This window comes from Hoeflea marina (genome assembly GCF_003182275.1).
Lineage (GTDB): Bacteria > Pseudomonadota > Alphaproteobacteria > Rhizobiales > Rhizobiaceae > Hoeflea > Hoeflea marina.
Genome location: NZ_QGTR01000002.1, coordinates 489,540 through 515,616 on the forward strand (window position 1 = coordinate 489,540; position 26,077 = coordinate 515,616).

At 65.0% G+C, this 26,077-nt stretch carries 26 protein-coding genes; 17 read left to right on the top strand and 9 right to left on the bottom strand.

Going from position 1 to position 26,077, the window contains the following annotated elements; genetic code table 11:
• Positions 1 to 34: 34 nt before the first annotated feature.
• The 4 genes from DFR52_RS08730 (at position 35) to DFR52_RS08745 (ending at position 2,239) form a co-directional block, all read left to right on the top strand.
• Entirely contained in the window at positions 35 to 793 is a 759-nt protein-coding gene (locus DFR52_RS08730) for a F0F1 ATP synthase subunit A (protein WP_110031550.1), read from the top strand.
• A 67-nt stretch (positions 794 to 860) separates the two neighbouring features.
• Positions 861 to 1,088, top strand: coding sequence for a F0F1 ATP synthase subunit C (locus DFR52_RS08735; protein ID WP_007196430.1), 228 nt, complete (start codon positions 861 to 863; stop codon positions 1,086 to 1,088).
• A 67-nt stretch (positions 1,089 to 1,155) separates the two neighbouring features.
• Complete coding sequence (locus DFR52_RS08740; protein WP_110031551.1) at positions 1,156 to 1,734, top strand: F0F1 ATP synthase subunit B; 579 nt, start codon at positions 1,156 to 1,158, stop codon at positions 1,732 to 1,734.
• Between the two features lie 13 nt (positions 1,735 to 1,747).
• On the top strand, positions 1,748 to 2,239 hold the full coding sequence (locus DFR52_RS08745; protein ID WP_110031552.1) for a F0F1 ATP synthase subunit B: 492 nt from the start codon (positions 1,748 to 1,750) through the stop codon (positions 2,237 to 2,239).
• A 102-nt stretch (positions 2,240 to 2,341) separates the two neighbouring features.
• Here the strand turns inward: DFR52_RS08745 and DFR52_RS08750 are convergent, their stop codons facing one another.
• Both DFR52_RS08750 and DFR52_RS08755 read right to left on the bottom strand, forming a co-directional pair.
• A complete protein-coding gene (locus DFR52_RS08750) occupies positions 2,342 to 3,007 on the bottom strand; it encodes a ribonuclease HII (RefSeq protein WP_110032036.1) in 666 nt (221 codons plus the stop codon).
• A gap of 256 nt (positions 3,008 to 3,263) precedes the next feature.
• Positions 3,264 to 4,421 carry a PA0069 family radical SAM protein gene (locus tag DFR52_RS08755; RefSeq protein ID WP_110031553.1) on the bottom strand — a complete coding sequence of 386 codons (1,158 nt, stop codon included), beginning with the start codon at positions 4,419 to 4,421 and terminating at the stop codon, positions 3,264 to 3,266.
• Between the two features lie 184 nt (positions 4,422 to 4,605).
• Here DFR52_RS08755 and DFR52_RS08760 point away from each other — a divergent pair, with 184 nt between their 5' ends.
• On the top strand, positions 4,606 to 5,121 hold the full coding sequence (locus tag DFR52_RS08760; protein ID WP_110031554.1) for a glycosyltransferase family protein: 516 nt from the start codon (positions 4,606 to 4,608) through the stop codon (positions 5,119 to 5,121).
• A gap of 3 nt (positions 5,122 to 5,124) precedes the next feature.
• Here DFR52_RS08760 and DFR52_RS08765 read toward each other — a convergent pair whose 3' ends face one another.
• From DFR52_RS08765 to DFR52_RS08775, 3 genes are all read right to left on the bottom strand, one after another.
• Positions 5,125 to 6,012: a 4-(cytidine 5'-diphospho)-2-C-methyl-D-erythritol kinase gene (locus tag DFR52_RS08765; protein WP_110031555.1), complete on the bottom strand. Its 888-nt coding sequence runs from the start codon at positions 6,010 to 6,012 to the stop codon at positions 5,125 to 5,127.
• Complete coding sequence (locus tag DFR52_RS08770) at positions 6,009 to 7,877, bottom strand: tetratricopeptide repeat protein (protein ID WP_110031556.1); 1,869 nt, start codon at positions 7,875 to 7,877, stop codon at positions 6,009 to 6,011. The genes DFR52_RS08765 and DFR52_RS08770 overlap by 4 nt, the downstream gene beginning before the upstream one ends.
• 150 nt (positions 7,878 to 8,027) lie before the next feature.
• Positions 8,028 to 9,044, bottom strand: coding sequence for a polyprenyl synthetase family protein (locus DFR52_RS08775; protein WP_110031557.1), 1,017 nt, complete (start codon positions 9,042 to 9,044; stop codon positions 8,028 to 8,030).
• A 114-nt stretch (positions 9,045 to 9,158) separates the two neighbouring features.
• Here DFR52_RS08775 and DFR52_RS08780 point away from each other — a divergent pair, with 114 nt between their 5' ends.
• From DFR52_RS08780 to DFR52_RS08805, 6 genes are all read left to right on the top strand, one after another.
• A complete protein-coding gene (locus DFR52_RS08780) occupies positions 9,159 to 9,401 on the top strand; it encodes a putative signal transducing protein (RefSeq protein WP_110031558.1) in 243 nt (80 codons plus the stop codon).
• Positions 9,398 to 10,219 carry a tRNA1(Val) (adenine(37)-N6)-methyltransferase gene (locus tag DFR52_RS08785; RefSeq protein WP_425351155.1) on the top strand — a complete coding sequence of 274 codons (822 nt, stop codon included), beginning with the start codon at positions 9,398 to 9,400 and terminating at the stop codon, positions 10,217 to 10,219. Before DFR52_RS08780 ends, DFR52_RS08785 begins: the two co-directional genes overlap by 4 nt.
• 167 nt (positions 10,220 to 10,386) lie before the next feature.
• Positions 10,387 to 11,244: a S49 family peptidase gene (locus tag DFR52_RS08790; RefSeq protein WP_110032037.1), complete on the top strand. Its 858-nt coding sequence runs from the start codon at positions 10,387 to 10,389 to the stop codon at positions 11,242 to 11,244.
• Between the two features lie 22 nt (positions 11,245 to 11,266).
• On the top strand, positions 11,267 to 11,458 hold the full coding sequence (locus tag DFR52_RS08795) for a hypothetical protein (protein WP_110031560.1): 192 nt from the start codon (positions 11,267 to 11,269) through the stop codon (positions 11,456 to 11,458).
• Between the two features lie 246 nt (positions 11,459 to 11,704).
• Positions 11,705 to 13,003 (top strand): hemolysin family protein, encoded by a 1,299-nt coding sequence (locus DFR52_RS08800; protein WP_110031561.1) that lies wholly within the window; start codon positions 11,705 to 11,707, stop codon positions 13,001 to 13,003.
• A gap of 169 nt (positions 13,004 to 13,172) precedes the next feature.
• Entirely contained in the window at positions 13,173 to 14,222 is a 1,050-nt protein-coding gene (locus DFR52_RS08805; RefSeq protein ID WP_110031562.1) for a glycine--tRNA ligase subunit alpha, read from the top strand.
• 512 nt (positions 14,223 to 14,734) lie between these two features.
• On the opposite strand, the gene DFR52_RS08810 is transcribed toward DFR52_RS08805, so the two are convergent.
• Positions 14,735 to 16,312, bottom strand: coding sequence for a metallophosphoesterase (locus DFR52_RS08810; RefSeq protein ID WP_110031563.1), 1,578 nt, complete (start codon positions 16,310 to 16,312; stop codon positions 14,735 to 14,737).
• A gap of 398 nt (positions 16,313 to 16,710) precedes the next feature.
• Positions 16,711 to 17,103: a GFA family protein gene (locus DFR52_RS08815; RefSeq protein WP_110031564.1), complete on the bottom strand. Its 393-nt coding sequence runs from the start codon at positions 17,101 to 17,103 to the stop codon at positions 16,711 to 16,713.
• A gap of 218 nt (positions 17,104 to 17,321) precedes the next feature.
• On the opposite strand from DFR52_RS08815, the gene DFR52_RS08820 reads away from it, so the two are divergent.
• Positions 17,322 to 17,648 carry a hypothetical protein gene (locus DFR52_RS08820; RefSeq protein WP_110031565.1) on the top strand — a complete coding sequence of 109 codons (327 nt, stop codon included), beginning with the start codon at positions 17,322 to 17,324 and terminating at the stop codon, positions 17,646 to 17,648.
• 26 nt (positions 17,649 to 17,674) lie between these two features.
• Here DFR52_RS08820 and DFR52_RS08825 read toward each other — a convergent pair whose 3' ends face one another.
• Positions 17,675 to 19,144, bottom strand: coding sequence for a sensor domain-containing diguanylate cyclase (locus DFR52_RS08825; RefSeq protein WP_110031566.1), 1,470 nt, complete (start codon positions 19,142 to 19,144; stop codon positions 17,675 to 17,677).
• Between the two features lie 297 nt (positions 19,145 to 19,441).
• Between DFR52_RS08825 and DFR52_RS08830 the strand changes: the two genes are divergently transcribed.
• From DFR52_RS08830 to glyS, 5 genes are all read left to right on the top strand, one after another.
• Entirely contained in the window at positions 19,442 to 20,002 is a 561-nt protein-coding gene (locus DFR52_RS08830) for a LemA family protein (protein WP_110031567.1), read from the top strand.
• 93 nt (positions 20,003 to 20,095) lie between these two features.
• The gene (locus tag DFR52_RS08835; RefSeq protein ID WP_110031568.1) at positions 20,096 to 22,024 is read left to right on the top strand and encodes a DUF2207 domain-containing protein; all 1,929 of its coding nucleotides are present in this window, start codon (positions 20,096 to 20,098) and stop codon (positions 22,022 to 22,024) included.
• Between the two features lie 78 nt (positions 22,025 to 22,102).
• Positions 22,103 to 22,414: a type II toxin-antitoxin system TacA family antitoxin gene (locus DFR52_RS08840; RefSeq protein ID WP_110031569.1), complete on the top strand. Its 312-nt coding sequence runs from the start codon at positions 22,103 to 22,105 to the stop codon at positions 22,412 to 22,414.
• A gap of 97 nt (positions 22,415 to 22,511) precedes the next feature.
• Positions 22,512 to 22,967 (top strand): GNAT family N-acetyltransferase, encoded by a 456-nt coding sequence (locus DFR52_RS08845; protein WP_110031570.1) that lies wholly within the window; start codon positions 22,512 to 22,514, stop codon positions 22,965 to 22,967.
• Positions 22,968 to 23,212: 245 nt separating this feature from the next.
• On the top strand, positions 23,213 to 25,378 hold the full coding sequence (glyS, locus tag DFR52_RS08850; protein WP_110031571.1) for a glycine--tRNA ligase subunit beta: 2,166 nt from the start codon (positions 23,213 to 23,215) through the stop codon (positions 25,376 to 25,378).
• 82 nt (positions 25,379 to 25,460) lie between these two features.
• On the opposite strand, the gene DFR52_RS08855 is transcribed toward glyS, so the two are convergent.
• On the bottom strand, positions 25,461 to 26,027 hold the full coding sequence (locus DFR52_RS08855) for a plant virulence effector HPE1-like domain-containing protein (protein ID WP_110031572.1): 567 nt from the start codon (positions 26,025 to 26,027) through the stop codon (positions 25,461 to 25,463).
• Positions 26,028 to 26,077: the final 50 nt, after the last annotated feature.

The window sequence follows — 26,077 nt, forward strand, 5'->3', positions numbered from 1 at the left end:
ATCCGGCTGGCCGGACCTGACAAAGAGGCACCTTGTGGCGACCGAAAAAGTAGATCCGATTCACCAGTTCCACATCAACAAGATCATTCCGATCGACATTGGCGGCCTGGACCTGTCGTTCACCAATTCGTCGCTGTTCATGGTCATCGTCGTGGCCCTTGCCGGCGGCTTTCTGTACCTCACCACCGCCAACCGCGGCCTGATCCCGTCACGGCTGCAGTCGGTCTCCGAGATGTCCTACGAGTTCGTGGCCTCGATGCTGCGTGACGGCGCCGGCACCCAGGGCATGCGCTTCTTCCCGCTGGTCTTCTCGCTGTTCATGTTCGTCCTGGTGGCCAATCTGGTCGGCATGTTCCCCTATTTCTTCACGATCACCAGCCACATCATCGTCACCTTCGCGCTGTCGATGCTGGTGGTCGGAACCGTCGTGGTCTACGGCTTCTGGAAGCACGGGCTTCACTTTTTCAATCTCTTCGTGCCCCAGGGCGTGCCGATGCTGCTGATGCCGCTGGTGGTGATGATCGAGGTCATCTCGTTCCTGTCGCGCCCGATCAGCCTCTCGGTCCGCCTTTTCGCCAACATGCTGGCCGGACACATCACGCTCAAGGTGTTCGCGGGCTTCGTCTTCTCGCTCGGCAGCCTTGGCGCGCTCGGCGTCGGCGCGGCCATCCTGCCGCTGCTGATGACCGTGGCGCTCACCGGTCTCGAATTTCTCGTTGCCTTCCTGCAGGCCTATGTCTTTGCGGTGCTGACTTGCATGTACCTCAACGACGCCCTGCATCCGGGCCACTAGAAGACTTTCACCGGCGGTTCAGCCGCCAGACAGATACGCATCCAATCCATTCCAAAGGAGATCAATCATGGAAGCAGAAGCAGCAAAGTACATCGGCGCCGGTATCGCTTGCCTCGGCATGGGCGGCGCGGGCATTGGCCTGGGCAACATCTTCGGCAGCTACCTGTCGGGCGCCCTGCGCAACCCGTCGGCAGCTGACGGCCAGTTCGGCCGCCTGATTTTCGGCTTCGCCGTGACGGAAGCTTTGGGCATCTTCTCGCTGCTCGTCGCGCTCCTGCTGCTCTTCGCAGTCTGATAGGCACGCGTAGGAACGCTGACCACGCCGGTTCTCGGCGTGGTCGTTCTTCATTCTGGAGGCGCACATGTTTGTGACCCCGGCTTTTGCCGAGACCACTCCCACCGACGGGACCACCACGGAAACCGGCGTTGCCCATGGCGAAGGCCATGGTGGCGTATTTCCGCCCTTCGACCCGTCGACCTTTGCCTCGCAGCTGTTGTGGCTGGCGATCACGTTCGGCCTGTTCTACATGTTCATGAACAAGGTCATCGTGCCGCGTGTCGGCGGCATCCTCGAGCACCGGCGTGACCGGATCGCCCAGGATCTCGGCGAAGCCAACCGGCTCAAGGAAGAATCCGACAACGCCATTGCCGCCTACGAGCAGGAACTGGCGACGGCCCGCAAGAAGGCCGGCGAAATTGCCCAGTCCGCGCGCGACAAGGCCAAGGCTTCGGCCGACGCCGAGCGGGCGCGCACCGAAGCCGAGCTTGCTGAACGCATGGTTGCGGCCGAAGCCAGCATCGCCGACATCAAGTCCAAGGCGCTGGCCGATGTGGACGCCATAGCCGAGGACGCCGCGACCAGCCTGGTCAAGCATCTTCTCGGCGGCGCCGTCACCAAGACAGAAGTCGCAGCCGCCATCCGCGCTGCGGCCGCGAAATAGGCGGGAGGTTCACATGGACGCTACATCATGGGCCACGTTCTGGGCCTTCGCCGGACTGATCATCTTTCTGGGCATCGCCGTCTACATGAAGGCGCCGGCCATGCTGACGTCGGCTCTGGACACCCGGGCCAACCAGATCCGCTCCGAGCTGGAGCAGGCCAAGAAGCTGCGCGAAGAAGCCCAGCAACTGCTGGCCGAATACCAGCGCAAGCGCAAGGAAGCCGAAACCGAGGCCGCGTCGATCCTGTCGACCGCCGAGAAGGAGGCCGTGCATCTGCGTGAGGATGCGCGCATCAAGGCGGAGGACTATGTCGCCCGCCGCACCGCGATGGCCGAGCAGAAGATCAGGCAGGCCGAAGTCGAGGCGATCAACGAAGTCCGCGCTTCGGCCGTTGATCTCGCGATCGCCGCCACCGAGCGGCTGATCTCCGACAAGGTCGACAGCAAGGTTTCGGCCGAACTCTTCAAGTCGTCGGTCGCCGAAGTCAAGGGACAGCTGAACTGACGCCTGCCTGAAGCAGGTCTGACCAAGCGTTGAGCCGGGGCTGAGAGGTCCCGGCTTTTTGCTGTCCGCCGGTGTCGTGCTTTCCGGCGCGGAAGGCGAGGCTCAGTCGGCGCGCAGCGGCCGGAAGCTCATGCGGTGCAGCGGGCAGGGGCCCAGCCTGATGATCGCCTCGCGATGCTCGAGCGTGCCGTAACCCATGTGGCGGCTGAAGCCGTAGCCGGGATGGTGGGCGCATGAGCGTGTCATCATCCGGTCCCGGGTCACCTTGGCGACGATCGAGGCCGCGGCAATCGAGAGCGAGCGGGCATCGCCCTTGACCAGCGCCCTGGCCGCGCAGGCCAGCCCCGGCGGCACGTCGCGGCCATCGACGAGTGCGTAACGCGGCATGAGGCCCATCGACATGAGCGCCCGCCGCATGCATCCCAGGCTGGCGATGAGGATGTTGGAGCGGTCGATCTCGGCCGCCGATGCGCTGGCGATTCCCACATGCGCCTGCGCCAGGATCTGGTCGTAGAGCCGCTCCCGCGCCTGCGCCGTCATGGCCTTGGAATCATTGAGACCTTCTGGAATGTTGTCGGGGTCGAGAACCACGCAGGCGGCCACCACCGGCCCCGCCAGCGGGCCGCGTCCCGCCTCGTCCAGACCCGCGACCAGATCGAAGCCGTCACGGATCAACTGCCGTTCAAACCGGAAATCGGGAACCGGCGGATGGATCTCGGCCAGCAGTCCGTCAAAGAGCAGGGAATCGGGTGGGTTGTTCGGTCTCATGCGGAAGACCATGCACACCCACCCGACCCGCTGCAAGACCCGGCGGCGGAACGGGGAAGCCGCGCGGGTGCCCGGGCTGCAGGCGACAGGCGGGGTCTGCAGCCCGGAGGTCTGGACAGGGCAGTTGGGCCGCCCCGTCGATGTGTTTGCCCGCCCTGGGCATTTCCGGACGAAGCGAATGTCACCTCGTCATAGGAGAATGCGACAAATCAGAAGCCTGCAGCGCGCCTGCAATTCAAAGAAAAGCAGGAGCGCACTACAGCAGCGACAATTGGACGCCTTCGCCACGCGGCGGCACGAACAGGTCTGTGCGCAACGGCGGCTTGCGCAGGGTCAGCCCCAGCCGCTTCGTCGTCAGGTCGAAGCGGCGCGAGATCTGCCACGCATAGGGGCCGGCGCCGCGCATGCGCTTGCCGAACTCGGCGTCGTAATCCTTGCCGCCGCGCATCGAGCGGATCAGCGACATGACGTGACGGTACCGGTCGGGATAGTGTCGGAGCAGCCAGTCGCGAAACAGCGGGCTGACCTCGAGCGGCAGCCTGAGCATCACGTAGCCGGCGGAATCGGCGCCCGCCGCCCTTGCCGAATCGAGGATCCGCTCGATCTCGTGGTCGTTCAGTCCCGGGATCACCGGCGCCACCATCACCGACACCGGAATGCCGGCGTCCGACAGGGCCCGTATCGCCTCAAGCCGCCGCGATGGCGTGGCCGCCCGCGGTTCCATGGCGCGCGCCAGTTGCCGGTCGAGCGTCGTCACCGACAGCGCGACCCGGGCCAGGCCGCGCTTTGCCATCCGCGACAGGATGTCGATGTCGCGCATCACCAGCGCCGATTTGGTCACGATGCCCACCGGATGGCCCGCGGCCTCCAGCACTTCCAGCAGTTGCCGCATGATGCGCCATTCACGTTCCACCGGCTGGTAGGGGTCGGTGTTGGTGCCGATGGCGATCGGCTGGACCTTGTAGCCCGGCCGCGACAGTTCGCGTTCCAGCAGCTTGGCGGCATCAGGCTTGGCAAACAGCCTCGACTCGAAATCGACGCCCGCCGACAGCCCCATATAGGCATGGGTTGGCCTGGCAAAGCAGTAGATGCAGCCATGCTCGCAGCCGCGATAGGGGTTGATGGACCGGTCGAAGGAGAGATCGGGCGAGTTGTTCTTGGTGATGATGGTGCGCGGCTTTTCCACCTGCACTTCGGTCTTGAAGGCGGGCAGGTCGTCTATGCTGTTCCAGCCGTCGTCGAAGACCTCGCGGGTCCTGAGTTCGAAGCGTCCGCCGATATTCAGGCCGGCCGCGCGACCGCGCACGCGACCGGGATCGACGCGCAATCCGCTGGAACCCGCCAGCGCATTGGCTTCGCCGGCGGAGAGGCCGGGCTGATAGGCCGTCTGTGTCAGCATCGCATTGGTGCCCATGACGCGTTCGGTCTCCGGATGCGCGATCCCTCTGCGGGAATCGCCTTGCCTTGATGACTATATTCCTAGCACTCGAAACAGAACGAAACAAGAACAAAATGGAATGGTGCGGGAACGGCAGGCAGTCGCAGCCCAGCTGGCGCGCCGACTCGCCACGGCGGGTCCAATGGGCTAGGAAATGCGGATGATCACAGTGATTTTGGAATGTCGGGATCAGGAGGGGGCGCTGGCGGTGACGCTGGCGGCCCTTGTGCAGGGTGCGGTCGAGGGGCTGGTGGCGGAAGTCATCGTCATGGATCGCGGCTCCGGCGACGGGTCTTCCCAGCTGGCCGATGCAGCCGGGTGCCGCTACCTCGTCGATCCGGACCTGCGCGAGGTGGTGCAGCACGCCCGCGGCGACTGGTTGTTCCTGATCGAGCCGGGCGCCCGCCCGCTGCTGGGCTGGATCGAGCATCTGGGGCAGCACATGGCCGCCGGCACCACGGCTGCGCGGCTGTCGCCGTCGCGGGAGTACCGGCTGCCCTTTCTCGCCCGGCTGAGGCACCGCGCGTCGACACTTGAGCACGGAGTGCTGATTTCCCGGCGCCATGCCGTCGCCAACGCCAGGTCCGGCCAGGCGCTTGAGGATCTTGCCCGCGGACTGGCGATGACGCGTCTCAAATGCGAAATTGTCCCTGCTGCCGTCTTGTCACTGGCCTGAAGCTCAGGCGGGCGAGGCGAGACTGCGCGTGGCGGTGACAAACCAGTCGGGATGCCGGCTGGCGATCGCGGCAGCTGCGGCCTGAGCTTCCGTGTCGGCCGCATAGAGGCCGAAGCATGTGGCGCCCGATCCCGACATCCGCGCCAGCAGCGCGCCTGTCTGGCGGATCGCGTCGAGACAGCCATCGATCGCTGGCGCAAGCCTGCGTGCCGGCGGTTCGAGATCGTTGCGGGTGCCGCCCAGCCAGGCGACCGTCTCCCGGACGCTGGCAAGCCTGGGAATGGCCGGCAGGGGCGGATTGTCGCGGCTCTCCAGCGCCCGGAACACCGATGGTGTCGACACCGCGACGCCGGGATTGACCAGCACCATCGGCAGCGCAGGCAACCCATCGACGAAGGTGAGTGCCTCGCCGATGCCGCTCGCTCGGAGCGGTCGGTTGGCCAGACACATCGGCACGTCGGCGCCAAGCGTCAGCGCCAGTTGCGCCAGATCGTCGGGATCGGCCGTGAAGCGCCAGAGATCGCAGAGCAGGTGCAGCACGGCGGCCGCATCGGCCGACCCGCCGCCAACGCCCGACGCCACCGGGATCGCCTTGGTCAGCCGGAGGGCGACGCCGGGGGCCTCGTGGCCGCGGGCCGCAGCCAGCGCCCTTAACCCGTCGCGCGCCTTCAGGCACAGATTGTCGGCCTGCGGCGATCCGGCCAGAGCACCGGCAAACGGACCGTCAAGGTCAAGGCTGTCGGCAGCCGCCGGCTCGGCCTGCAGAGTGTCACCGAACCCGGTGAACACCACCAGGCTGTCAAGCAGATGATAGCCGTCGGCACGCCGGCCCGTGATCGACAGCGCCAGGTTGACCTTCGCGGTCGCGCCGCGGGTCGCCAAGCCGGTCAAGCCGGCTCTGCGAACCAGGTGGGCTCGAGACTGCTCTTGATCAGCGGCGCCTCGCCGTCGGTGGCCGGCTGGCTGCCGCTCGCGGGAGACCTGTCGGCGGCGGGCGCCGTCTGCGCGGCCTTGGGCAGGCCCTCGGCCAGCTTCTTCTCGATCGCCTTCCTGACGTCGTCTTCCGGATCGTTGATGAGGGCGCGCTTCCACTGGAATGTCGCCTCAAGCTCGCGGCCGACCCGCCAGTAGGCGTCGCCGAGATGGTCGTTGATGGTCACGTCCGCGGGCTTGAGCTCGATGGCACGCTCGAGTTCGCGCACCGCGTCGTCATACTTGCCCAGCCGGAAATAGGCCCAGCCCAGGGAATCGACGATGTAGCCGTCATTCGGCCTGAGATCGACGGCAGCCTGGATCATCGCCATGCCCTCGTCGAGGTTCATGTTCATGTCGATCCAGGAATAGCCCAGATAATTCATCACCTGCGGCTGTTGCGGGTAGAGCTGCAGCGCGCGCTTGAAATTGGCTTCCGCCTTCGGCCATTGCTTCAGCCGCTCCTGGGCGATGGCGAGCTGGAAGAACAGGTTCCAGTCGGCCTTCGAGGGCGCCGGTCCGATGACCGCAATGGCCGTCTGGTAGTTGAGCGCCATTTCGGCGTAGTCCTTGTCCGACGACAGCACGGTGCCATAGGCGAGGTAGCTGCGCAGGTCCTTCGGATCGGATGCGATCAGGGCCTTGAGGTGATCCTTGGCCTGACCTTCCTCGCCCATGTCGGCAAGCGCCAGTCCGAGCTGCAGCTCGGAGATCCGCCGCATCGGCGAGTTCTCCGGAACCGACTTGTAGATGGCGATGGCATCCTCGGGCTTGCCGAGCGCTTCCTTGAGGCTGCCGAGCATCACCAGCGTCGCAGCGTCCTCGGGATCGAGGGCACGGGCGAACTGCAGGTACAGCGCCACGGTTTCCTCCGCGCCTTCCCTGTTGAGCGCGCTGCCGAGCGTGAACAAGGCCGCCGCGGCGCCCTGCTGAGCGGTCTCGATGTCGGCTTCGGGCGTCTTGCCCGCCTCTATCTGCTGTCGCATCGCCGAAAGCGGCGCATAGCCTGGCGAGAAGTCCTCGCCCGCCGACAGCGCGTCGAGCGCACCGCGGGTGTTGCCCTGCAGCCCGTCGAGCGCGGCCAGAGCCATCACCGTGCGGATATAGGTGTCGGGCGCCGCCGCGCCGTTGGCCTTGTCGGAAACCGATGCGACATAGGCCTTGCGCGCGGTTTCCGCGTCTCCCATCGCCTGGGCCATGGCGCCGGAGTGGAAGCGCAGGAACACCGGATACCAGGGCGGGCCATCCAGCGAATCCAGCGTCGCCAGCGCCTGCTTGCCCTTGCCTGCGCCGAAATCGGCCCAGGACTTGAGCAGCGTATTGAGCAGGCGGTCGATCGGATTGTCGGATTTGTCGTCGAGCAGCCCGGATGCGGTCTCGAAGTCGCGCTTGTTGATGGCGTCGATCGCCAAAGCGAGGCTTGCGACCTGCGCCACGGCAGGGTCGTTCTTCATGTCGCGGGCCAGCGCCACGCCTTCCTCGAACCGGCCGGCGGTGAACAGTGTCACCATCAGCCTCTGCCGGATCTCGGGGTTGCCGGGATCGAACTCGAGTGCCTTGCGGTAGAACGTGATCGCTGAGTCGGTATCATTGTCGAAATCGGCCGTGCGGCCGGCGAGGAATGCACCGGCAAAGCCGAGGAACTGCGGCTTTGCGTCCGCTTCAGCCGACTTGGAAGCCGCGGCAGATGCCGGGAAGACAAGCGGGGAACCCGGCAGCGTCGCCAGGACGAGCGCTCCAAGCGCGACACTGGCCGCGAGCCGGAGAATGTGGTTTTGCCGCATCAATCATGCCTCTTGTTCGAGATGAGCCTCGGGTCCCGTCCTGCTTCGTCCGGGAGCCGGAATCAAAGCGCGGGTTTGCCTCATGGTAGCGCCTACCATGGCTTTTTTGTTGCAAGGCGGCAAGTATGGCCGCTTTCCGTGTGGTTGCGGTCAATGAGCCCGGCTGAGGCAGAACGCGATCACTTCCATGAGCGCGTCCTTTTCGCCCGAATCAGGCAGCGGCGCCAGCGCATCCCGCGCGATCGAGCTGTAATGCTCGGCTCGCGCCACGGTGTCCTTCAGGCTCCCGTATTTGGCGAGAAGCCCCATGGCCTTTTCCAGCGCGTGGGAATCATTGTCGCCGGTCTCGATCGCCTGCCGCCAGAAGGCGCGCTCCTGGTCGGTGCCGCGCCGGTAAGCGAGAACGACCGGCAGGGTGATCTTGCCCTCGCGGAAATCGTCGCCGACATTCTTGCCCAGTTCCTTGGCCGAGCCGCCATAGTCGAGCACGTCGTCGATCAGCTGGAAGGCGAGGCCGAGATTGATGCCGTAGGAGCGCAAGGCATTGCGTTCCGCCTTCGAGGCCTGGGCGACGATCGGGCCCACCTCGCAGGCGGCCGAAAACAGCGCCGCTGTCTTGGCGCGAATGACGGAGAGGTAATCGTCCTCGGTGGTCTCCATGTTCTTGGCGACCGACAATTGCAGCACTTCGCCCTCGGCGATCACCGAAGCGGCGGTGGAGAGCACGTCGAGTGCGTCCAGCGAGCCCACCTCGACCATCATCCGGAAAGCCTGGCCCAGAAGAAAGTCGCCCACCAGGACGCTCGCCTGGTTGCCCCAGATCATCCGCGCCGTCGACTTGCCGCGTCTCAGGTCACTCTCGTCGACCACGTCGTCATGGAGCAGCGTCGCCGTGTGCATGAACTCGACCGAGGTGGCGAGCTTGATGTGCGCCTCGCCGCGGTAGCCGAACATCGTCGCCGAAGCGAGCGTCAGCATCGGCCTGAGCCGCTTGCCGCCCGACGAGATCAGATGGTTGGCGACCTCGGGGATCATCTGTACATCTGATCCGGCCTTGGAGAGAATGAGCTGGTTGACCCGATCCATGTCGGCCTTCGTCAGATCGACGAGGGGCTTGACGGATGCCTGCCGGTTCATTCCTTCTTCGAGGGGTATGACGACGCCCAATGCACCTGACTCCTGTTTCATGCTTGGTGTACAATAAGTGTGCGCACTGGCCCGGGCAAGCGGCGAATTGGCGCGTTTCCCCAATCCCTGCCGGGATTTCCGCAAAGGACCCAAATGCACGACCTGATTCGAACAAACGACCCCGTCCTCGTCTCCTTCGTCGAAAGCCTGATGAAGGATGCCGGCATCGGCTGCCTTGTCGCCGACACAGGCATGAGCATCATGGAGGGCTCGGTCGGCATCATTCCGCGCCGCATCCTGGTGGATCCCTCGAAGGCCGCCCAGGCCCGCCGCATCATCACCGAAGCCGGCCTGGGCGCCGAGCTCAGGCCATGGACCGGAGAGGACGGGGAGTGACAGCCGGAGGCCCGGGACTGGCGGGCGCCGAGCCGCCCCCGGCGGACTCGGGCGGCTTCACGGTGGATGCCTTCCATTTCGGCCGCTTTCATCTGGTCCAGCCCGCAGACGCCGGCCACCGCGCCGGCATGGATGCCATGCTGCTGGCCGCCACAGTGCCGGATGACGCCAGGGGACATCTCGCCGATCTCGGCGCCGGCGCCGGCGGCGCCGGGCTGGCTGCGGCCTCGCGCGTGCCGGCACTTGCGGTCACGCTGGTCGAGCGCTCGCCGGTGATGGCGGCCTATGCCCGACGCTCGCTGGCGTTGCCGGAGAACGCAGGGCTTGCGGGCCGCGCCTCGGTGATCGAGGCGGATGTCGGCCTCGCGGGAGCGGCCCGGCGCGCCGCCGGTCTCGCCGATCATGCCTACGACCACGTCATCATGAACCCGCCCTTCAACGAGGGCCGCGACCGTCGCACGCCCGATGCGCTCAAGGCCGAGGCGCACGCCATGGAGCACGACGACCTGTTCGAGCGCTGGCTCAGGACCGCGGCCGCCATTCTCAGGCCCGGCGGCCAGGTTTCGGTCATCGCCCGCCCGCAATCGCTGGAAGCGCTGCTCGCCGCCTTCAAGGGCCGGTTTGGCGGCGTGGAGGTCACCCCGGTGCAGCCACGGGCTGCTGATGACGCCATCCGCATCCTCGTGACCGCGCTCAAGGGCAGCCGGGCCCGGCTTCAGCTGCGTCCGGCCATCGTCATCCACGCAGCCGAGGGACGCGACTTCTCGCCTGTGATGGCGGATCTGAGCAATGGCCGCGCCGCCTGGCCGCGCCGCTGAGCTGGTTCTGTTCCCCGCCGATGCCTGCCGGCATCGGTCATTGCAGTTCGGCCATTGCGGCTCGGCCATTGCAAGCCCCGCCATTGCAAGCCGGGGGAAAAGACTTACATCCCTTCCAACACACTGCCATTCGGTTGTGCCGCAATCCGGCGCCAAAGGACATATTCATGGTTTCGCTCAGGTCTTATCTGCCCAGGCGGTTTCGCAAGGACGAGACCGTCATTCCGCTGGTCCGTCTGCACGGCACGATCGCGGCGGGCGGCAACCAGTTCCGGCCGAGCCTCAATCTCGCTGCCGTGGCCTCGCAGCTGCAGCGCGCCTTTGATGACAAGCAGGCGCCGGTGGTGGCGATCTCGGTCAACTCGCCCGGCGGCTCGCCGGTCCAGTCGCGGCTGATCTTCCGCCGCATCCGCGATCTCGCCGAGGAGAAGAACAAGAAGGTGCTGGTCTTCGTCGAGGATGTGGCGGCTTCCGGCGGCTACATGATCGCAGTGGCGGGTGACGAGATCATCGCCGATCCGTCCTCCATCGTCGGTTCCATCGGCGTGGTCTCGGCAAGCTTCGGCTTCACCGGGCTGCTCGAAAAGCTCGGCGTCGAGCGCCGCGTCTACACCGCCGGAAAGAACAAGGCGACGCTCGATCCGTTCCGGCCCGAAAATCCCGCAGATGTCGAGCATCTCAAGGAACTGCAGCTCGACGTCCACCAGGTCTTCATCGACCTGGTCAAGGAGCGCCGCGGCGCCAGGCTCGCCGACGATCCGAACCTGTTCACCGGCATGTTCTGGAGCGGCGTCCGCGGCCATGGCCTCGGCCTTGTCGACCAGCTTGGCGACATGCATTCCGTGCTCCGCGCTCGTTACGGCGAAAAGGTCAGGGTCAGGATCGTCAGCGCGCCGCGCGGCTTCCTCGGCCGCCGGCTTCCCGGCGCCGTGGCGCAATTCCAGGGGCAGGCCCTTGCGGCCGCCGCCTCGGAGGGATTGAATGCGGTCGAGGAGCGCGCCCTGTGGTCGCGCTTCGGTCTATAGACACAGGGCGGGGAGGGATCCGATGCCGCAATTGCTGATACTGGCCGCCTTCGGCGCCGTCGCATGGCTGGGCTACAGGAAGTTCGTCGCCGAGGCCGAGCGGGTCTCCGCCCGCGTCCGCGCCGCCGAAAAGGAACAGCAGACCGGCGCCCAGGGCACGCTGATCGAGGATCCGGTCACCGGCGAGTACCGGCTCAAGAAGCCCGAGGAGTGATCCACCGCCTGTCGGCGGACGACGCGGTCGGGACTTGATGGCTCTGGCCGTGGAGCCGGACGTCAGGGTCTATAGCCTTATCAGCTTTGGTCTTGGCGCAATTGCTAAAGGCCCCGGCCTTGCCCTATATGGACGCGTGTCGACGTTTTCGCATCGAGGTCATCCTGACCGAAATCCGGGAACGGGGGATCGGCCGGCTCATCGGAATCCCGGACAGGCGAGCATCCTCGTCTGTATCGTCCCGACATGTTCAACGGACCGCCCGTGCTGACCGAAATCGCCATCGTTGTTCTTCTCACCCTGGTCAATGGCGTCCTTGCCATGTCGGAGCTCGCCGTCGTCTCCTCCCGCCCGGTACGGCTGAAGCTCCTTGCCGATCAGGGCAACAGGGGAGCGGCGATCGCCATCCGCCTTGCCGAGGATCCCGGCCGCTTTCTCTCCACGGTGCAGATCGGCATCACGCTGGTCGGCGTCCTCTCCGGCGCGTTTTCCGGCGCCACGCTGGGCGCAAGGCTGTCGGGCTGGCTCGAGCTTCAAGGCCTGTCGGACGCCATGGCTGACGGCCTGGGCGTCGGATCGGTCGTCGTCGCCATCACCTACCTGTCGCTCATCGTCGGCGAACTTGTGCCCAAGCAGATCGCGCTCAGGGCCCCCGAGGCGATGGCCTCGAGGGTTGCTCCGGCCATGGCCCTGCTGTCGAAGGTCGCCATGCCTCTGGTCTGGCTGCTCAACGCGTCGGGAAAGGCCGTCCTCGCGCTGCTCGGCCAGAAGGGCGAGACCGACGAGAGGATGAGCGACGAGGAGATCCGCACGGTGCTCGCCGAAGCCCACAGCGCAGGCGTCATCGAGCCCGAGGAATCGGAGATGATCTCGGGCGTCATGCGGCTGGCGGACCGGACCGTGCGCGGATTGATGACCCCGCGTCGGGATGTGGAAGTCATCGACATCGAGGATGATCTGGCTGAAATCCGCGAGCAGCTTCGCAACTCGAAGCGCTCCCGCCTGCCGGTGAGAAACGGTGCCTCGGACGAGATCCTGGGTGTGATCGTCGTCAAGGACGCGCTCGATGCCTTCCTGCAGGGAAACAATCTCGACGTGCGAAGCCTGATGCGCGACGCTCCTGTCGTGTCGGACCGCACGGCTGCCTTGAACGTCATTCAATCGCTGCGAAAGTCACCGGCTCACATGGTGCTGGTCTATGATGAATATGGCCATTTCGAAGGCATCGTCACGTCGGGCGATGTTCTCGAGGCCATCACGGGCGTGTTCCAGGAGGATGAAAGCGGAGAGCCGGCGATCGTGGAACGTGAAGACGGCTCCTTCCTGGTCGCCGGGTGGATGCCGATCGACGAGTTCGCCGATGAGATGGGGTTCCCGCTCGACGGGGAGCCGGACTACGAGACGGTCGCCGGCTTTGTCATCGATCAGCTCAAGCACCTGCCGGAACTGGGCGAGAGCTTCAGCGCGAAGGGCTGGCACTACGAAGTCATCGACATGGATGGACGGCGCGTCGACAAGCTGCTGGTCAGGAAGGTCACCGCTTGAATCGGGCTTGCCGCCAGCGTTTGGTAGGCGGCGCACGGCGGTCAGGCATCATGCTGCTCGGACTCTGCAACCCTTGACCATCCCCGCCCGTCATGGCACCAGTCGCGGCACTTTCAAAGCCGCCTTCCGCGCCGTGTGACACCGCCGGAGCGCCATCGGGACCCATGCCATGATCGAAACCCTGCCCGACCACATGCAGCCGACCCGCTCGTTCCAGGCGCTGATCCTGGCCCTGCACCGCTACTGGGCCGATTACGGCTGCGTCATCCTGCAGCCCTACGACATGGAAGTGGGCGCCGGCACATTCCACCCGGCCACCACCCTGCGCGCGCTCGGGCCGAAGCCGTGGAACGCCGCCTATGTGCAGCCCTCGCGACGCCCCAAGGACGGTCGCTACGGCGAGAACCCCAACCGACTGCAGCACTACTACCAGTACCAGGTGATCCTGAAGCCCAATCCGTCCAACCTGCAGGAGCTCTATCTCGGCTCGCTGAGGGCCATCGGCATTGACCCTCTGCTGCACGACATCCGCTTCGTCGAGGACGACTGGGAAAGCCCGACGCTCGGCGCCTGGGGTCTCGGCTGGGAGTGCTGGTGCGACGGCATGGAGGTCTCGCAGTTCACCTATTTCCAGCAGGTCTGCGGCATCGAATGCGCGCCCGTCGCCGGCGAGCTGACCTATGGCCTCGAGCGGCTGGCCATGTATGTGCAGGGTGTCGACAATGTCTACGACCTCAATTTCAACGGCCGCGAGGGCGACGAGAAGGTCACCTATGGCGACGTCTTCCTGCAGGCCGAGCAGGAATACTCCCGGCACAATTTCGAATATGCCAACACGGCGACGCTGCTCCGCCACTTCGAGGACGCCGAGCGCGAATGCGAGGCGCTGCTCAACGCCGGCGCCCCCTTTTCCTCCCCCCAGCGGGGGGAGGTGTCGGCGCAGCCGACGGAGGGGGGGCAACAGACCCCATCCGATCCTGCGGGCCAGGCCTCCGCGGCAGGGGAGGGAATGCTGTCGCTGCACAAATGTGTCTTCCCGGCCTATGACCAGTGCATCAAGGCGTCCCACGTCTTCAACCTGCTCGACGCCCGCGGCGTCATCTCGGTGACCGAGCGCCAGGCCTATATCCAGCGGGTGCGCAACCTCTCGCGCCAGTGCGGCGAGGCCTTCCTGATGACGGATGCCGGCGGCGCCAATTTCCTGCAGGCCGCCGAGTAGACGCAGGATTTCCTGGCTGGATCCCGGCCGCGGCATCCCGACACGTCCCGCCGCCCGGGCGGATTCGGAAACGGGCCGCTGGGGTACGACGCCGCTCCCCTTGAGGGCTACAAGATAATGGGTTTTGGTGGAGCAAGACTACCCCCACCCTCAATCCCTCCCCTCAAGGGGGAGGGAGGCCTGTTCCTCATGCGCGGCAACGTCCATCACAAATCCAATAGATGACCGGTGAGGGCCGCCGAGCGCCTGTCCCCTCCCCCTTGAGGGGAGGGGTTAGGGGTGGGGGTATCGCAGGTTGCGGAGAGTGAGTAGGGCCGGGGCGACGTAGAAGGAGAGGGAAGTGCACGACTTGCCGCAGGTGTGTCTGCCGATCATGCGCATGCGGCGCGCTCGCCGGGTCGGTATGGCTTGCGGCGCCTTCATGCTGGCCACGCAGCAGCCCCTTGCGGCCCGTCATCCGGCTGGTCGTCCGGGCGGAGCGGGCCGGCAAATTCGACCGGCCCGGCCTCCCTTCACCGGCAGCTCGGCGGATTTGCCGATGCCGGCGCCAGCGTCATCCTGCTGCCGTCCGCCAGCATCGGGCTAGCCCTCCAGCCGGAATTCTCGTCGATGGTCGCCGCCGAGCGCACCCAGTCGACATAGCCGTGGCGCGTGTCCGACCAGACGATGGCCGTATGATCGACTCCGACGGACCGGTGGGCGCCGAAATCATAGCCGCAGGGCGACGCTCTCAGCCCGGCGTTGTCCTGCCGGACACCGCCATGGCCGCCAATGACCTGCTGCGGCCAGACATAGGGGCGGGCGGGATCCGCGTTCTCGAAGAACTCGATCCGCTGGAACAAGTGCTGGTGGCCCATCAGGAATGTGCTTGGCCGGCAGGATGGCTGCCGCGTGCTGTCGCAAAACCCATGCGCCATGCCCGAAAGCGCGGCTTGCAGCGCCGACTGGATTCCGGAATCTCCTCTGTGGGTCCGGCCGCCGAAATGCAGCAGGCTGATGCCGGGAATATGGGTCACCCACCAGACGCTGGGCACGTCGCTCAACGCGATGGCGCCGATGAAATTCTGCTTCAGCGTCGCCATGTCCCGGTCGGCCGAGGTGTCGATCATGACGAAGCGGTGGCTGTTTGCGGACTTGCCGCTGGCGTCGATGCCCCCGGGGGCGGCATCGAAGCTCCACAGCGCCGCCTTGTCGAGGCTGCGGCAATCCGTGCCCGATCCCGGTCCGAGCAGATAGGCCCAGCCGGAGCCGTACCAGGGGCTGCACAATTCGTGATTGCCGCGGGAAAAGGCCCATGGCGTCTTCAGCAGCGCGGGCCGCGCTGGCTGGAAGAAGTCCCTCAGCCAGTAGGACCAGGTGTCCGGCGAAGGGGACGGATCCGCGGCGATCGGCTCCCAGAAATAGCGGTAATCGCCCACATGGATGACCAGGTCCGGTGTCGTGGCGCCGGGCCGGCCTTGTCCGGCGATGGACGCAACGATCTCTGCAAACCGCCAGCCGCTGCAGTCCTGGTAGTCCCGGCTTGACGGATCGCCGCCGACTTTGCCCTTGCAGCCGGTGTCGCCGACGCTGGCAAGTCTGAGTTCCGGATTGCCGGTGTCATCGCGGTGCTGGCGTCCGATCAGCCAGGGACCCGGCACCACGGCCTGCAGTCCCGTGGAGCCGTTTTCGAACCAGATATCGAGCGGCGCTGTCGACCCCGCAGCCGTCACCGCGGCGCCGGTCCAGTCCGGCATCATCGCCACGGTGCACAGGGCGACCGGAAAAGCGGCTGCATCCGGGTTTGGGCGCGGCACCGGGGCAGCGGCGACGCCGCTGCTGCCGTCCTGCCGGGTAAAGGCGACCGCAAAGTTGGCGCAAACGGCGATGTCGTCGGGCGAACTGACGTCCTTCTGGATCACGAAACGCAGTTCGGTCGCCGGTTGCGCCGGCGTATTGCCGGTCGCGCCCCGCACGACCTGCGTCCAGGCGGCGACAACCGAGCCGGCGGGGGATGGCGCCGGCCCTGCGGGCGCGGTCCATGCCGGGCAGGGTGAAAACACCGTGAGGGCTGCCCCGACGGCGGCAAGGCGGAAAGGGGAATGCGTCATCTGCAATGCCTCCGGACCTCCAGCACCGCAGGGTTCAGGTGAACCTCTTGCGGCCGCGCCTCGGATAAAACGGCGCTGATCGCCGATACTGTGCAATGCAGAGAATGGATTGGTAAAGTGTAATTTACAGAACAATTGAATAAAAATGGTTCAATAGACAGGTTTCGCCAGGATAATTTTCAAAAATGGCAAATGATTGCAATGAAATACACGAATGGATGAGGAAATGTGCGAAAATAGTTCGGCAAGCTTGGCGGGCAACCTGACGCGGCTTTCGCCGGGGTGAGGCCTGATGTCCGCCGGCTCTTCAGCCCGCCCCATCGGCTTGTTCACGCGCCGGGGCGGCAGCGGTTGCGCATCACAACGGCGTCGGCACCGGCTCCCGATGCGCGGGCCTGTCATTCGTCGGATCGTGCGTTGGTGTCGCGATCGCGATCATGGTGGTGGAGCAGCGGAAACGGCGGCAGCCAGGCTTCGCGGCGAACCGTCCAGCTCTCGTAGCTGGGCGTCAGCTGGTCGGGTGCATCGAGGCATCCCAGATGCAGCTCGATTTCGTCGGCGCTGCGGGCGAACACGGACGAGCCGCAGCGGGGACAGAAATGCCGCCCGGCATAATCCCGGGTTTCGCCTTCGACAGTTACCGCCTTCTCCGGGAAGATCGCGGCGGCGTAGAACAGGGCCCCGTGATGCTTGCGGCAGTCGAGGCAGTGACAGAGTCCCACCCGGTGCGGGCGTCCCGTTGCCTCAATCCGCACGTCCCCGCAAAGGCATCCGCCCGTAAATCTGTCCATACTGCATCTCCTCCGACAAAAAAGCAGGCATCATGGCGGAAACGGGCCGGCAAGTCACGGAGTCCGCTCCTGGCAGCCCGGTCGCCCGCGGCAGCTCACTGCCTTCCGCACCGAAACAACTTCTTGCCGGTGCGCCTGGTTCCGTCGTCACGGGGCCTGCCAGATGCGCCACCCGATGTGCTATGATTGCGGACGGGAGGACGAGACAGGAGAAACCGATGTCCGTATTCAAGCTCCCGCTGTCCGGCGATGTCAGTCCCTGGACGAGCTGGTTCAGCGCCTTCGGCAGCCAGGTCGGGCTCATCAACATCAATCTCGGCCAATCGGGCGCGCCCGAGGTCGAGCGCGAGATTCTCGATGAGGTCGGCAGTTATGGCCGGCAGCTCGGCCGCATCGGCGATGCGCTGACAGTGTTGCTGAGGCACTTCCACCCCGAAGAGCCGCTTGACGAGAGCGAGGAAAAATCCGTCCGCGCCTTGCGGGCGATGCTGGACGACATCGCCGAGATCAAGGCGCGCCACGACCGCGCTGCCGTCCGGCCCTGACCCGGACAGCAGCCGGGATCCTTGCCTCAGGCGGCGGAAACCGGCTCTGCAGCGGCGCTGCGGCCCGAGCGGCCCATGCCGTTGTAGTGCGCGCGCTTGTCCTCGTACATGGCGTGATCGGCGCGCTTGACGAGATCCTCCATCGTCTCGCCGGCGCGGCTCGTGGCCATGCCGATGGAGACGCCGAGCGGCGCGTTGGAATAGAACTGGTTGTTGATGACGAGCAGTTCGTGGATCATTTCCACCGTCGCCAGGGCGGCCTTCATGTCGGCGCCGGGCATGAGAATGGCGAATTCGTCGCCGCCGATCCGCGCGGCGTGGTTGGGACGCGACACCACGCCGTTGAGCACCTCGCCAAAGCGGCGCAGCAAAGCGTCCCCGGCGTCGTGGCCCATCTGGTCGTTCGCCTCCTTGAGCCCGTTGAGGTCGATGACGATGGCCGAGACAGGCCGGAGCGACTTGCGTTCCAGCCGGTTGAGTTCGTCCTTGTAGAAGGCGCGGTTGTGAAGCTTGGTCAGGACGTCATGTTTGCCGAGATATTCAAGATAGGCTTCGGCCTTCTTGCGTGCGGTGATGTCGGTGAGCGCCACCTGGACAAGCGCCCAGTCGTTCTCGTGGCCCGGCAGCACGGAGAAATGCAACAGGATGTGACGAATCGAGCCGTCGAGCGCGTAGTTGATCACTTCGCGCTGGTGGAACAGCTTGCCCTCCCACAGGTCCATCAACTGCTCGCGGAAGGGTTTCGCCATCTCGTCACGGAATATATCGATCTGCCGTTGCAGCAGGGTCTGGCGATCGGGTGCGCAAAACAGGTCGAGCGTCGCCTGATTGACGTCGATGATGCGGATCTCGCTCATGCACTGGTGCACGAATTCCGGGTGCACATCCATGAACACCCGAAAATCCTCGATGCCGCGGTCACGGACGGATTCCAGCAGGTCCCTGATCGTGCTGAAATCCTCGACCCAGAGCGAGACCGGCGAATTCTCGAACAGGCCTTCGGCGTAGCGGCGGCTCAGCGCTTCCTGACGGCGCGCATCCTCGCGCTGGGTGACATCCTCGGTCGTCACGAGGATCCGTCCGAGCGTCTCCTCGTGTCCGGGCAACACCGCGCCCTTGAGCTGGATGTCCATGCGCCGGCCCGACAGCGAATAGTTGACCGCATTGCTGTGGAATTCTGTCCGTCCATTCCACAGCTCGACCAGCTCGTTGATGTGGTTGAGGAACATCTCGTCGTTGAAGACCACCCCGAGATTGTCGACCAGATGTCCGAGGTTGTCGGCCTCGAAGAGCTCAAGCGTCCTGGCATTGACCTGCAGGACCCTGATCTGTCTGGTGCAGGCCGCGACACGGGAAAGGTCGGCCTCCAGATAGGCACGGATGTCCTGGACGCCGTCTGCACGCCACTGGTCGAACAATCGCTTCACACCGCTGAAATCCTCGACCCACATCGCCACTGGCGCGAGTTCGAAAATCGTCGAATTGAAGTCTGGCATGCCGCATGTCCCCGTAACGTCTAAGCCGGCCACGCCTGCCGTATCCACGGGCGCGTTCGAACCGTCGTGGCGAATTATCGGCGGTGAATGTTAACGCTTTGTTTTACAAAAGGACATTCATCCGGTTTTGAGCAAGGAATGTCTGGGTTGCGGCGATTTGCCGGCCGATCCGCCGGCTGCATCGCGTTTGCAATGCAGGCCTCGGGTCCGCCGAATCCTTTGGCTTTTCACTCGCATTCTGGCTAGAGTCGGCGCCAGGAAAGACGCGCCAATGCGCATCAAGCCGGGGGATATCCGATGACGACGATAATCGTATTGGTGGTGCTGGCCGCCATCGCACTGTATGCCGTGTCGCTCTACAACAATCTCGTCAAATACCGGCAGATGGCCGGCGAAGGCTGGAGCGGCATCGACGTGCAGCTCAAGCGCCGCGCCGACCTGATCCCCAACTTGCTTGAGGCAGTCAAGGGCTATATGGGCCACGAAAAGGAAGTGCTCGAGGAGGTCACCCGCCTGCGCACCCAGTCGGTCGCTGCAGGCAACGCCCCGCCGGCCGAACGCGCCACCATCGAAAGCGCGCTCAGCGGCGCGCTGGGTCGGCTGATGGCCGTGGCCGAAAGCTATCCCGACCTCAAGGCGAGCGAGAATTTCAGGGAGTTCCAGCAGGCGCTGTCGGAGACGGAAAACGAGATCTCAATGTCGCGCCGCTACTACAATGGCGCCGCCCGAAATCTTAACGTCGCAGTTGAATCCTTCCCCTCGGTGCTGATTGCCAACCAGTTCGGCTTTGCCCGCGCCGAGTTCTTCGAGATCGAGGACGCCGCCGACCGCGCGGTGCCGAAAGTGTCCTTCCAGTAACATCGGCCCGTATCACGGCGGATCCGCCGATCCGGCCCCAAGGCCGGGCTTGTGCATCCGCCGCGCATCCACGAAGTCCGATCGGAGTGTACGATGAAACGGTTGTTTGCTGTTGGCGTGTTTTGCCTTGTCGCCTTGTCTTCGATGTCCGCCGCCCTGGCGCGCGAGGAGATCAGCAGGTTTGACGCCGACATCGTCGTTGAGGCCGACGGCAGGCTCGATGTCACCGAGACCATCGCCGTCAATGCCGAGGGCAACGAGATCCGGCGCGGAATTTTCCGCGACATTCCGATGCGGGCACTGACCCCATGGGGCTTCTGGTCCGACAACGGCTTTGATCTTGTCGAGGTCACGCAGGATGGGCGCCCGGCGACCTACACCACCGAATGGCAGGGTCGCTTTGTCCGCATCAAGATCGGCGATGCCGATGTGCTTCTTTCGCGCGGTGAGCACACCTACACGATCCGCTATGTGACCACCAACCAGCTGCGCTTTTTTGACAGCTATGACGAAGTCTACTGGAACGTCACCGGCAATTTCTGGAACTTCCCGATCCTCGACGCCCACGCCACAGTGCGTCTGCCCGACGGTGCGGTCGCCGAAACGGTCGATGCCTATACTGGCGGCGAAGGCGCCACGGGGAAGAATTTCACCGCCGGCGGCGAAGGCACGAGCAAGGTCGAGTTCGACCTGACCCGGCCGCTCGGCGAGCAGCAGGGGCTCACCGTCGCGGTGGGCTTCAGCAAGGGCGTCGTGGCCCCGGACGATACGGGTCTCGGTGGGCTTGTCAGCGCCAATTCCGGAATCCTGCTGATGATCGCCGGCTGGCTTCTCCTGCCGCTCTACTTCCTCTACGCCTGGAACAAGGTTGGTCGCGATCCGCCCGAACAGACCGTCATCCCGCTGTTTCATGCCCCCGACGGCCTGTCTCCCGCGGCGCTCTCCTACGCCCATTTCAACGCCTTCAAGCCGGCCCGGCGCGGCTCCGACCTTGCCTTCATCGCAGCGCTCCTGTCGCTCGGCGTCAAGCGCATGCTGACCATCCGCGAGGATGACGATGGCGATGTCACGCTGCAGCGCGGACCGGCGGTCGGCAAGCGAAACGATCTCCCTGCGGGTGAAGTTGCGCTGTTTGACGGCACGCTCGGCGGCGGCCAGGAATTTCGCATGAGCAAGGCCAACGGCCAGCGGCTGCTGAAAACGCAACAGGCGCTGCGCTCGGCGATCGTCAAGGAATATGGCGGCCGCTACTACAAGGCCAATATCGGCTGGTTCATTGCCGGTGCGGTCCTTGCCGCCGTTACCCTGATCGGCGGCATGATGCTGCAGGCGCCGCCCGACGACGGGATCGGCACCATGGTTCTGGTCACCGTCGCTGCGCTCGCCGGTTGCGCCTTGATCGTGTCGGGGCGCCAGCTGTTGGCGTCGGTCCCGCCATCATTCCTCCGCACCATTGTGGGCGGTTTTCTCACGTTTGTCGGCGCGCTGATCTTTCTCGGCGGGGTGGCGCCGGTGCTGCTGCTTGACGGCCTGCTGATCTATCGACTGGCCGGGGCCCTCATTCTGATCGGCGTTGCCGTGATGGCGCTGATGCTGTTTCTGCTCGGTGCGCCGACAGCGGAAGGCGCCGGAGTGCTGACCCGCATCAAGGGCTTCAAGCTCTATCTCGAGACCGCCGAGAGCAACCGTCTCAACCTGCGCGACGCGCCTGAAATGTCTGAGGAACTGTTCGAGAAGTTCCTGCCCTATGCCGCCGGCCTCGCCGTCGAGGAGCCGTGGTCGAAGGCCTGGGCGGCGCATCTGGCGCGCGTTGCACCGGGCCGGGAACAGAACTTTCATCCCGCCTGGTACGCCGGCAATTCCTGGAACACCAACAACATCGGTGCGGCGACTGCAGCCTCGGTGGCCGCGGTCTCGGCGGCAATGGCATCCTCGATGCCGCAGCCGAAGAGCTCGTCCGGCTCCTCGGGCGGCGGTTTTTCCGGTGGTGGCGGCGGCGGCGGTGGCGGCGGCGGCTGGTAGGCGGCCCGATCGGTGATCTTGAATCGTACGGAAATTCCCGTACAATCGCGCCCAAGCTACCGGATCACGAAGATTGCCATGAACGCCAAACCCGATGCTGCCCTGAGCAAGGATGAACCAAAGACCGCGCGGATGGAGCAGCGGACCAAGCCGCACATCAAGGCGGCGATCCAGCACGCTGCTGCACTCCTGGGAATGGACGAGACCAACTTCGTCACAAGTGCAGCCTATGAACGCGCGAAAGGGACGATCCTGTCGCACGAGCGCACGGTGCTGTCGCCGGCTGACAGTGCGACATTTCTGGCCGCGCTGCAGGCGCCCGCCGATCCCACCGACGATCTGCGTGCGGCGATGGCGGATCACGCCCGGCTTGTCGCAAAGGGTGAGTGAACCCGAAGACAGGCCGGCTTCGGCAGGGCCATATCGCATCGAGTCCTTTGACCCGAAGAGACATGACCGAACCGCTTTTTCTTCCGGATCGGCCCGGATGGACAATTACCTCAGGCTCACGGCAAAGAAGCACGAAGCCCATGACGTCGCCCGCATCTGGGTGGCTCTGCTTCCGGGTTCTGATGCGGTCATCGGCCTTTACGCGATCAATGCTCATCGCGTCGAAACAACGCAATTGGAGGAAGCACTCTCCCGCCATGCGCCCGCCCACGGCAGCATCCCGGCCGCCTACCTGTCAACTTTCGCCGTCGACCGGGCCTTTCAGGGCAGGGGCCTGGGCAGGATCTTGTTGATTGACGCACTTCGCCGGATCGAAATGGCGAGCCGCAGCCTTGCCATCAAGGTCGTCGTCCTTGATATTCTCGACGATGGAGACCCCGAAGCCATGGAGCGCCGACGCAGGTTTTACCAACGCATGGGGTTCCAGTCATTCGCTGGCCAGCCGGAGCGGATGTTCCTGACAGTGGCCAATGTCCGCGCCTCTCTCCTTTGAACCGCGCGCGGCGTTGCCTTCAACGACGCCCCGGATTTTACCACCATGCAAGGTGACTTTTGGCTTGGCCCTTGCTAAGTCGCGCACACCAAACCATTGACCGCGTGAGACCTGATGCCCGATCTTCTGCTTGAACTCCGCTCTGAAGAGATTCCGGCCCGCCCGCGTGCCCGCAGCGGCGCAACCGCGAGGACACGCAAGGACAAAAACCGCATGCGGACCTCGATGCCGGTGGAGACAAACTGATGCCCGATCTTCTGCTTGAACTCCGCTCTGAAGAGATTCCGGCCCGTATGCAGCGCAAGGCGGCGGGCGATCTCAGGAAACTCGTCACCAACGCGCTGGTTGAGGCGGGGCTGACCTATGAGGCTGCGCGCGAATACTGGACGCCGCGGCGGCTGACGCTCGACATCCGCGGTCTGACGCCGCGCTCCGCCGACCTCAGGGAAGAGATCAAGGGCCCGTCGACCAAGGCGCCCGAGCAGGCAATCCAGGGCTTTCTGCGCAAGGCCGGCCTTGATGACATCTCCGGGGCCCATGTCCACAGCGACCCGAAGAAGGGCGATTTCTACGTCGCTCACATCTCGAAGCCGGGCAGGGCGGCGGAAGACATCGTCACCGACGTGATGCCCGGTATCATCCGCGGCTTTCCGTGGCCGAAATCGATGCGCTGGGGCAAGGCCTCGGCCAGGCCCGGCTCGATGCGCTGGGTGCGCCCGCTGCAGTCGATCATCTGCACCTTCGGTCCCGAGACCGAGGAGCCGATGATCATCCCCTTCGAGGTCGACGGCATTACCGCCTCCAACATCACCTACGGCCACCGCTTCCATGCGCCCGACGCCATCAAGGTGCGCCGGTTTGATGACTATGTGACCAGCCTTGAACGCGCCCATGTCGTGCTCGACGGCGAGCGCCGCAAGCAGATCATCCTCGCCGACGCTGAGAACCTCGCCTTTGCCGCCGGCCTCGAACTGGTCGAGGACGAGGGCCTGCTGGAAGAGGTCTCGGGCCTGGTCGAATGGCCGGTGACGCTGACCGGCGAGTTCGAGGAAGCCTATCTCGAGATCCCCGACGAGGTCATCCGGCTCACCATCAAGACCAACCAGAAATGCTTCGTGCTGCGCAAGCCCGAGGGCGGCCTGTCCAACAGGTTCGTGCTCGTCGCCAACATCGAGGCCAGCGACGGCGGCGTCGAGATCGCTCGCGGCAACGCCAAGGTGGTCCGCGCCCGGCTGTCGGACGCGCTCTATTTCTGGACCACCGACCAGAAGGACCTGCCCGATGTCGGCCAGCTTCAGGCCTCGGCGGACAAGTTCGGCCTCGATCTGTCGAAGCCGCTCGACCAGCGCATGGCCCGCCTCGATCATCTCGGCGTCACCTTCCACGCCAAGCTCGGCACGCAGGGTGAACGCGTGCAACGCATCGCAAAACTGGCCGCCGAACTGGCGCCGGTGGTAGGCGCCGAACCGGCCCTTGCCACCCGCGCCGCGCTGCTGGCCAAGGCGGACCTGACCACCGAGATCGTCGGCGAGTTCCCGGAGCTGCAGGGCGCCATGGGCCGCACCTATGCGACGCTGCAGGGTGAGCATCCGTCTGTCGCGCTGGCCGCCGAGGAGCACTACAAGCCGCAGGGCCCGTCCGATTCCGTGCCCACCGATCCGATGGCGATTGCCGTCGCACTCGCCGACAAGCTCGATACGTTGGTCGGCTTCTGGGCCATCGACGAAAAGCCCACCGGCTCCAAGGACCCCTACGCGCTGCGTCGTGCGGCGCTGGGCGTGATCCGGATCGTGGTGGAGAATGGCGTCAACCTTGGGCTATCGTCCTTGGCCGGAAGTGCGTTGACTGGCGTTGGTCAAAAGAAGGGCGAGATCAGCCATGCATCAGTCCTCGCCGACCTCCTCTCCTTCTTCCACGACCGCCTGAAAGTCTATCTCAAGGATCAGGGCGCGCGGCACGATCTCATCGATGCGGTGATCACGCCCGAGGCTGACGACCTGCTGCAGATCGTCCGCCGGGTGGAGGCGCTCGGCGCCTTCCTCGACACCGAAGACGGCAGGAACCTGCTCGCCGGCGCCAGGCGTGCGGCCAACATCCTCGCCGCCGAGGAGAAGAAGGGCACGACCATCGCGCCCGTCGTTTCCGAGGCGCTGTTTGAGGGAGAAGCCGAAAAAACCCTCTTCAAGTATGTGAATCAGGTTGCCGACGCGGCGGCGCAAGCCATTGAAAAGCAGGATTATTCCGCCGCCATGTCGGAACTTGCGACGTTGCGTGAACCCGTTGATTCATTCTTTGAGGACGTGCTCGTCAACGCTGAAGACACCGCCGTGCGCGCCAACCGCCTGGCGCTGGTCGCACTCATCCGCGCTGCCACGTCGACCGTTGCCGACTTCTCCCGCATAAACGGCTGAGCGAGACAGCAAAAGGCCGGCATTCCTGGAGGAAAATGCCGGCCTTGCGCCCTGGGGGACTTTCCCTTGAGGCGGGCGGTTGTCAGTTCAACCGCAGTTCCATTTTCGAGGCATCGAACGGTTTCGGCGTGCCGGCCGCGGCGTCGGCGGTGATCGCCGATGTGGTTGCGGAGCGGTCGATCATCTTCGAGGCGGCCATGTCTTGGTCGGCGGCAGGCGTGCCGGCCATGTCGGCTTTCGGCTCGGCCGGAATCTCGGCGACCGCCTTGGCCGGGTCATCCTGGTGGATGTCGTCGAGCGGTGCGGCGGCTGTGTCTGCACCGGCTTCCGGTTCGAATCCATATGCCTGCAGTTCCAGAGGCGTGCCCTTGCTGACCCAGGTGACGGCGCTGCCGCCGAGCCAGTTTTCGGTGCGGTAGACCATTGGCTTGCCGTCGACGATGCGAAGTTCCACGGTCTGCGAACCCGGCGCGAGCGCCGGCGAACGCTTCTCCTCTTCGGCTTTTTCCTCAGCCTTGACGCAGGCCGGGCAACCGATGACGACAATGCTCGAACGGGTGCTGGCTGTCGGCGCGAAAAAGTCCACGGATGCGGCCTGCGCGGCGCCGGCTGCGACTGTCATCGCTGCCGTGAAGATGATCCTGCGCATGCTGTCATACTCCCCTGATGCCCCGGACTTCCGGTGGTTCATGGGGAGAG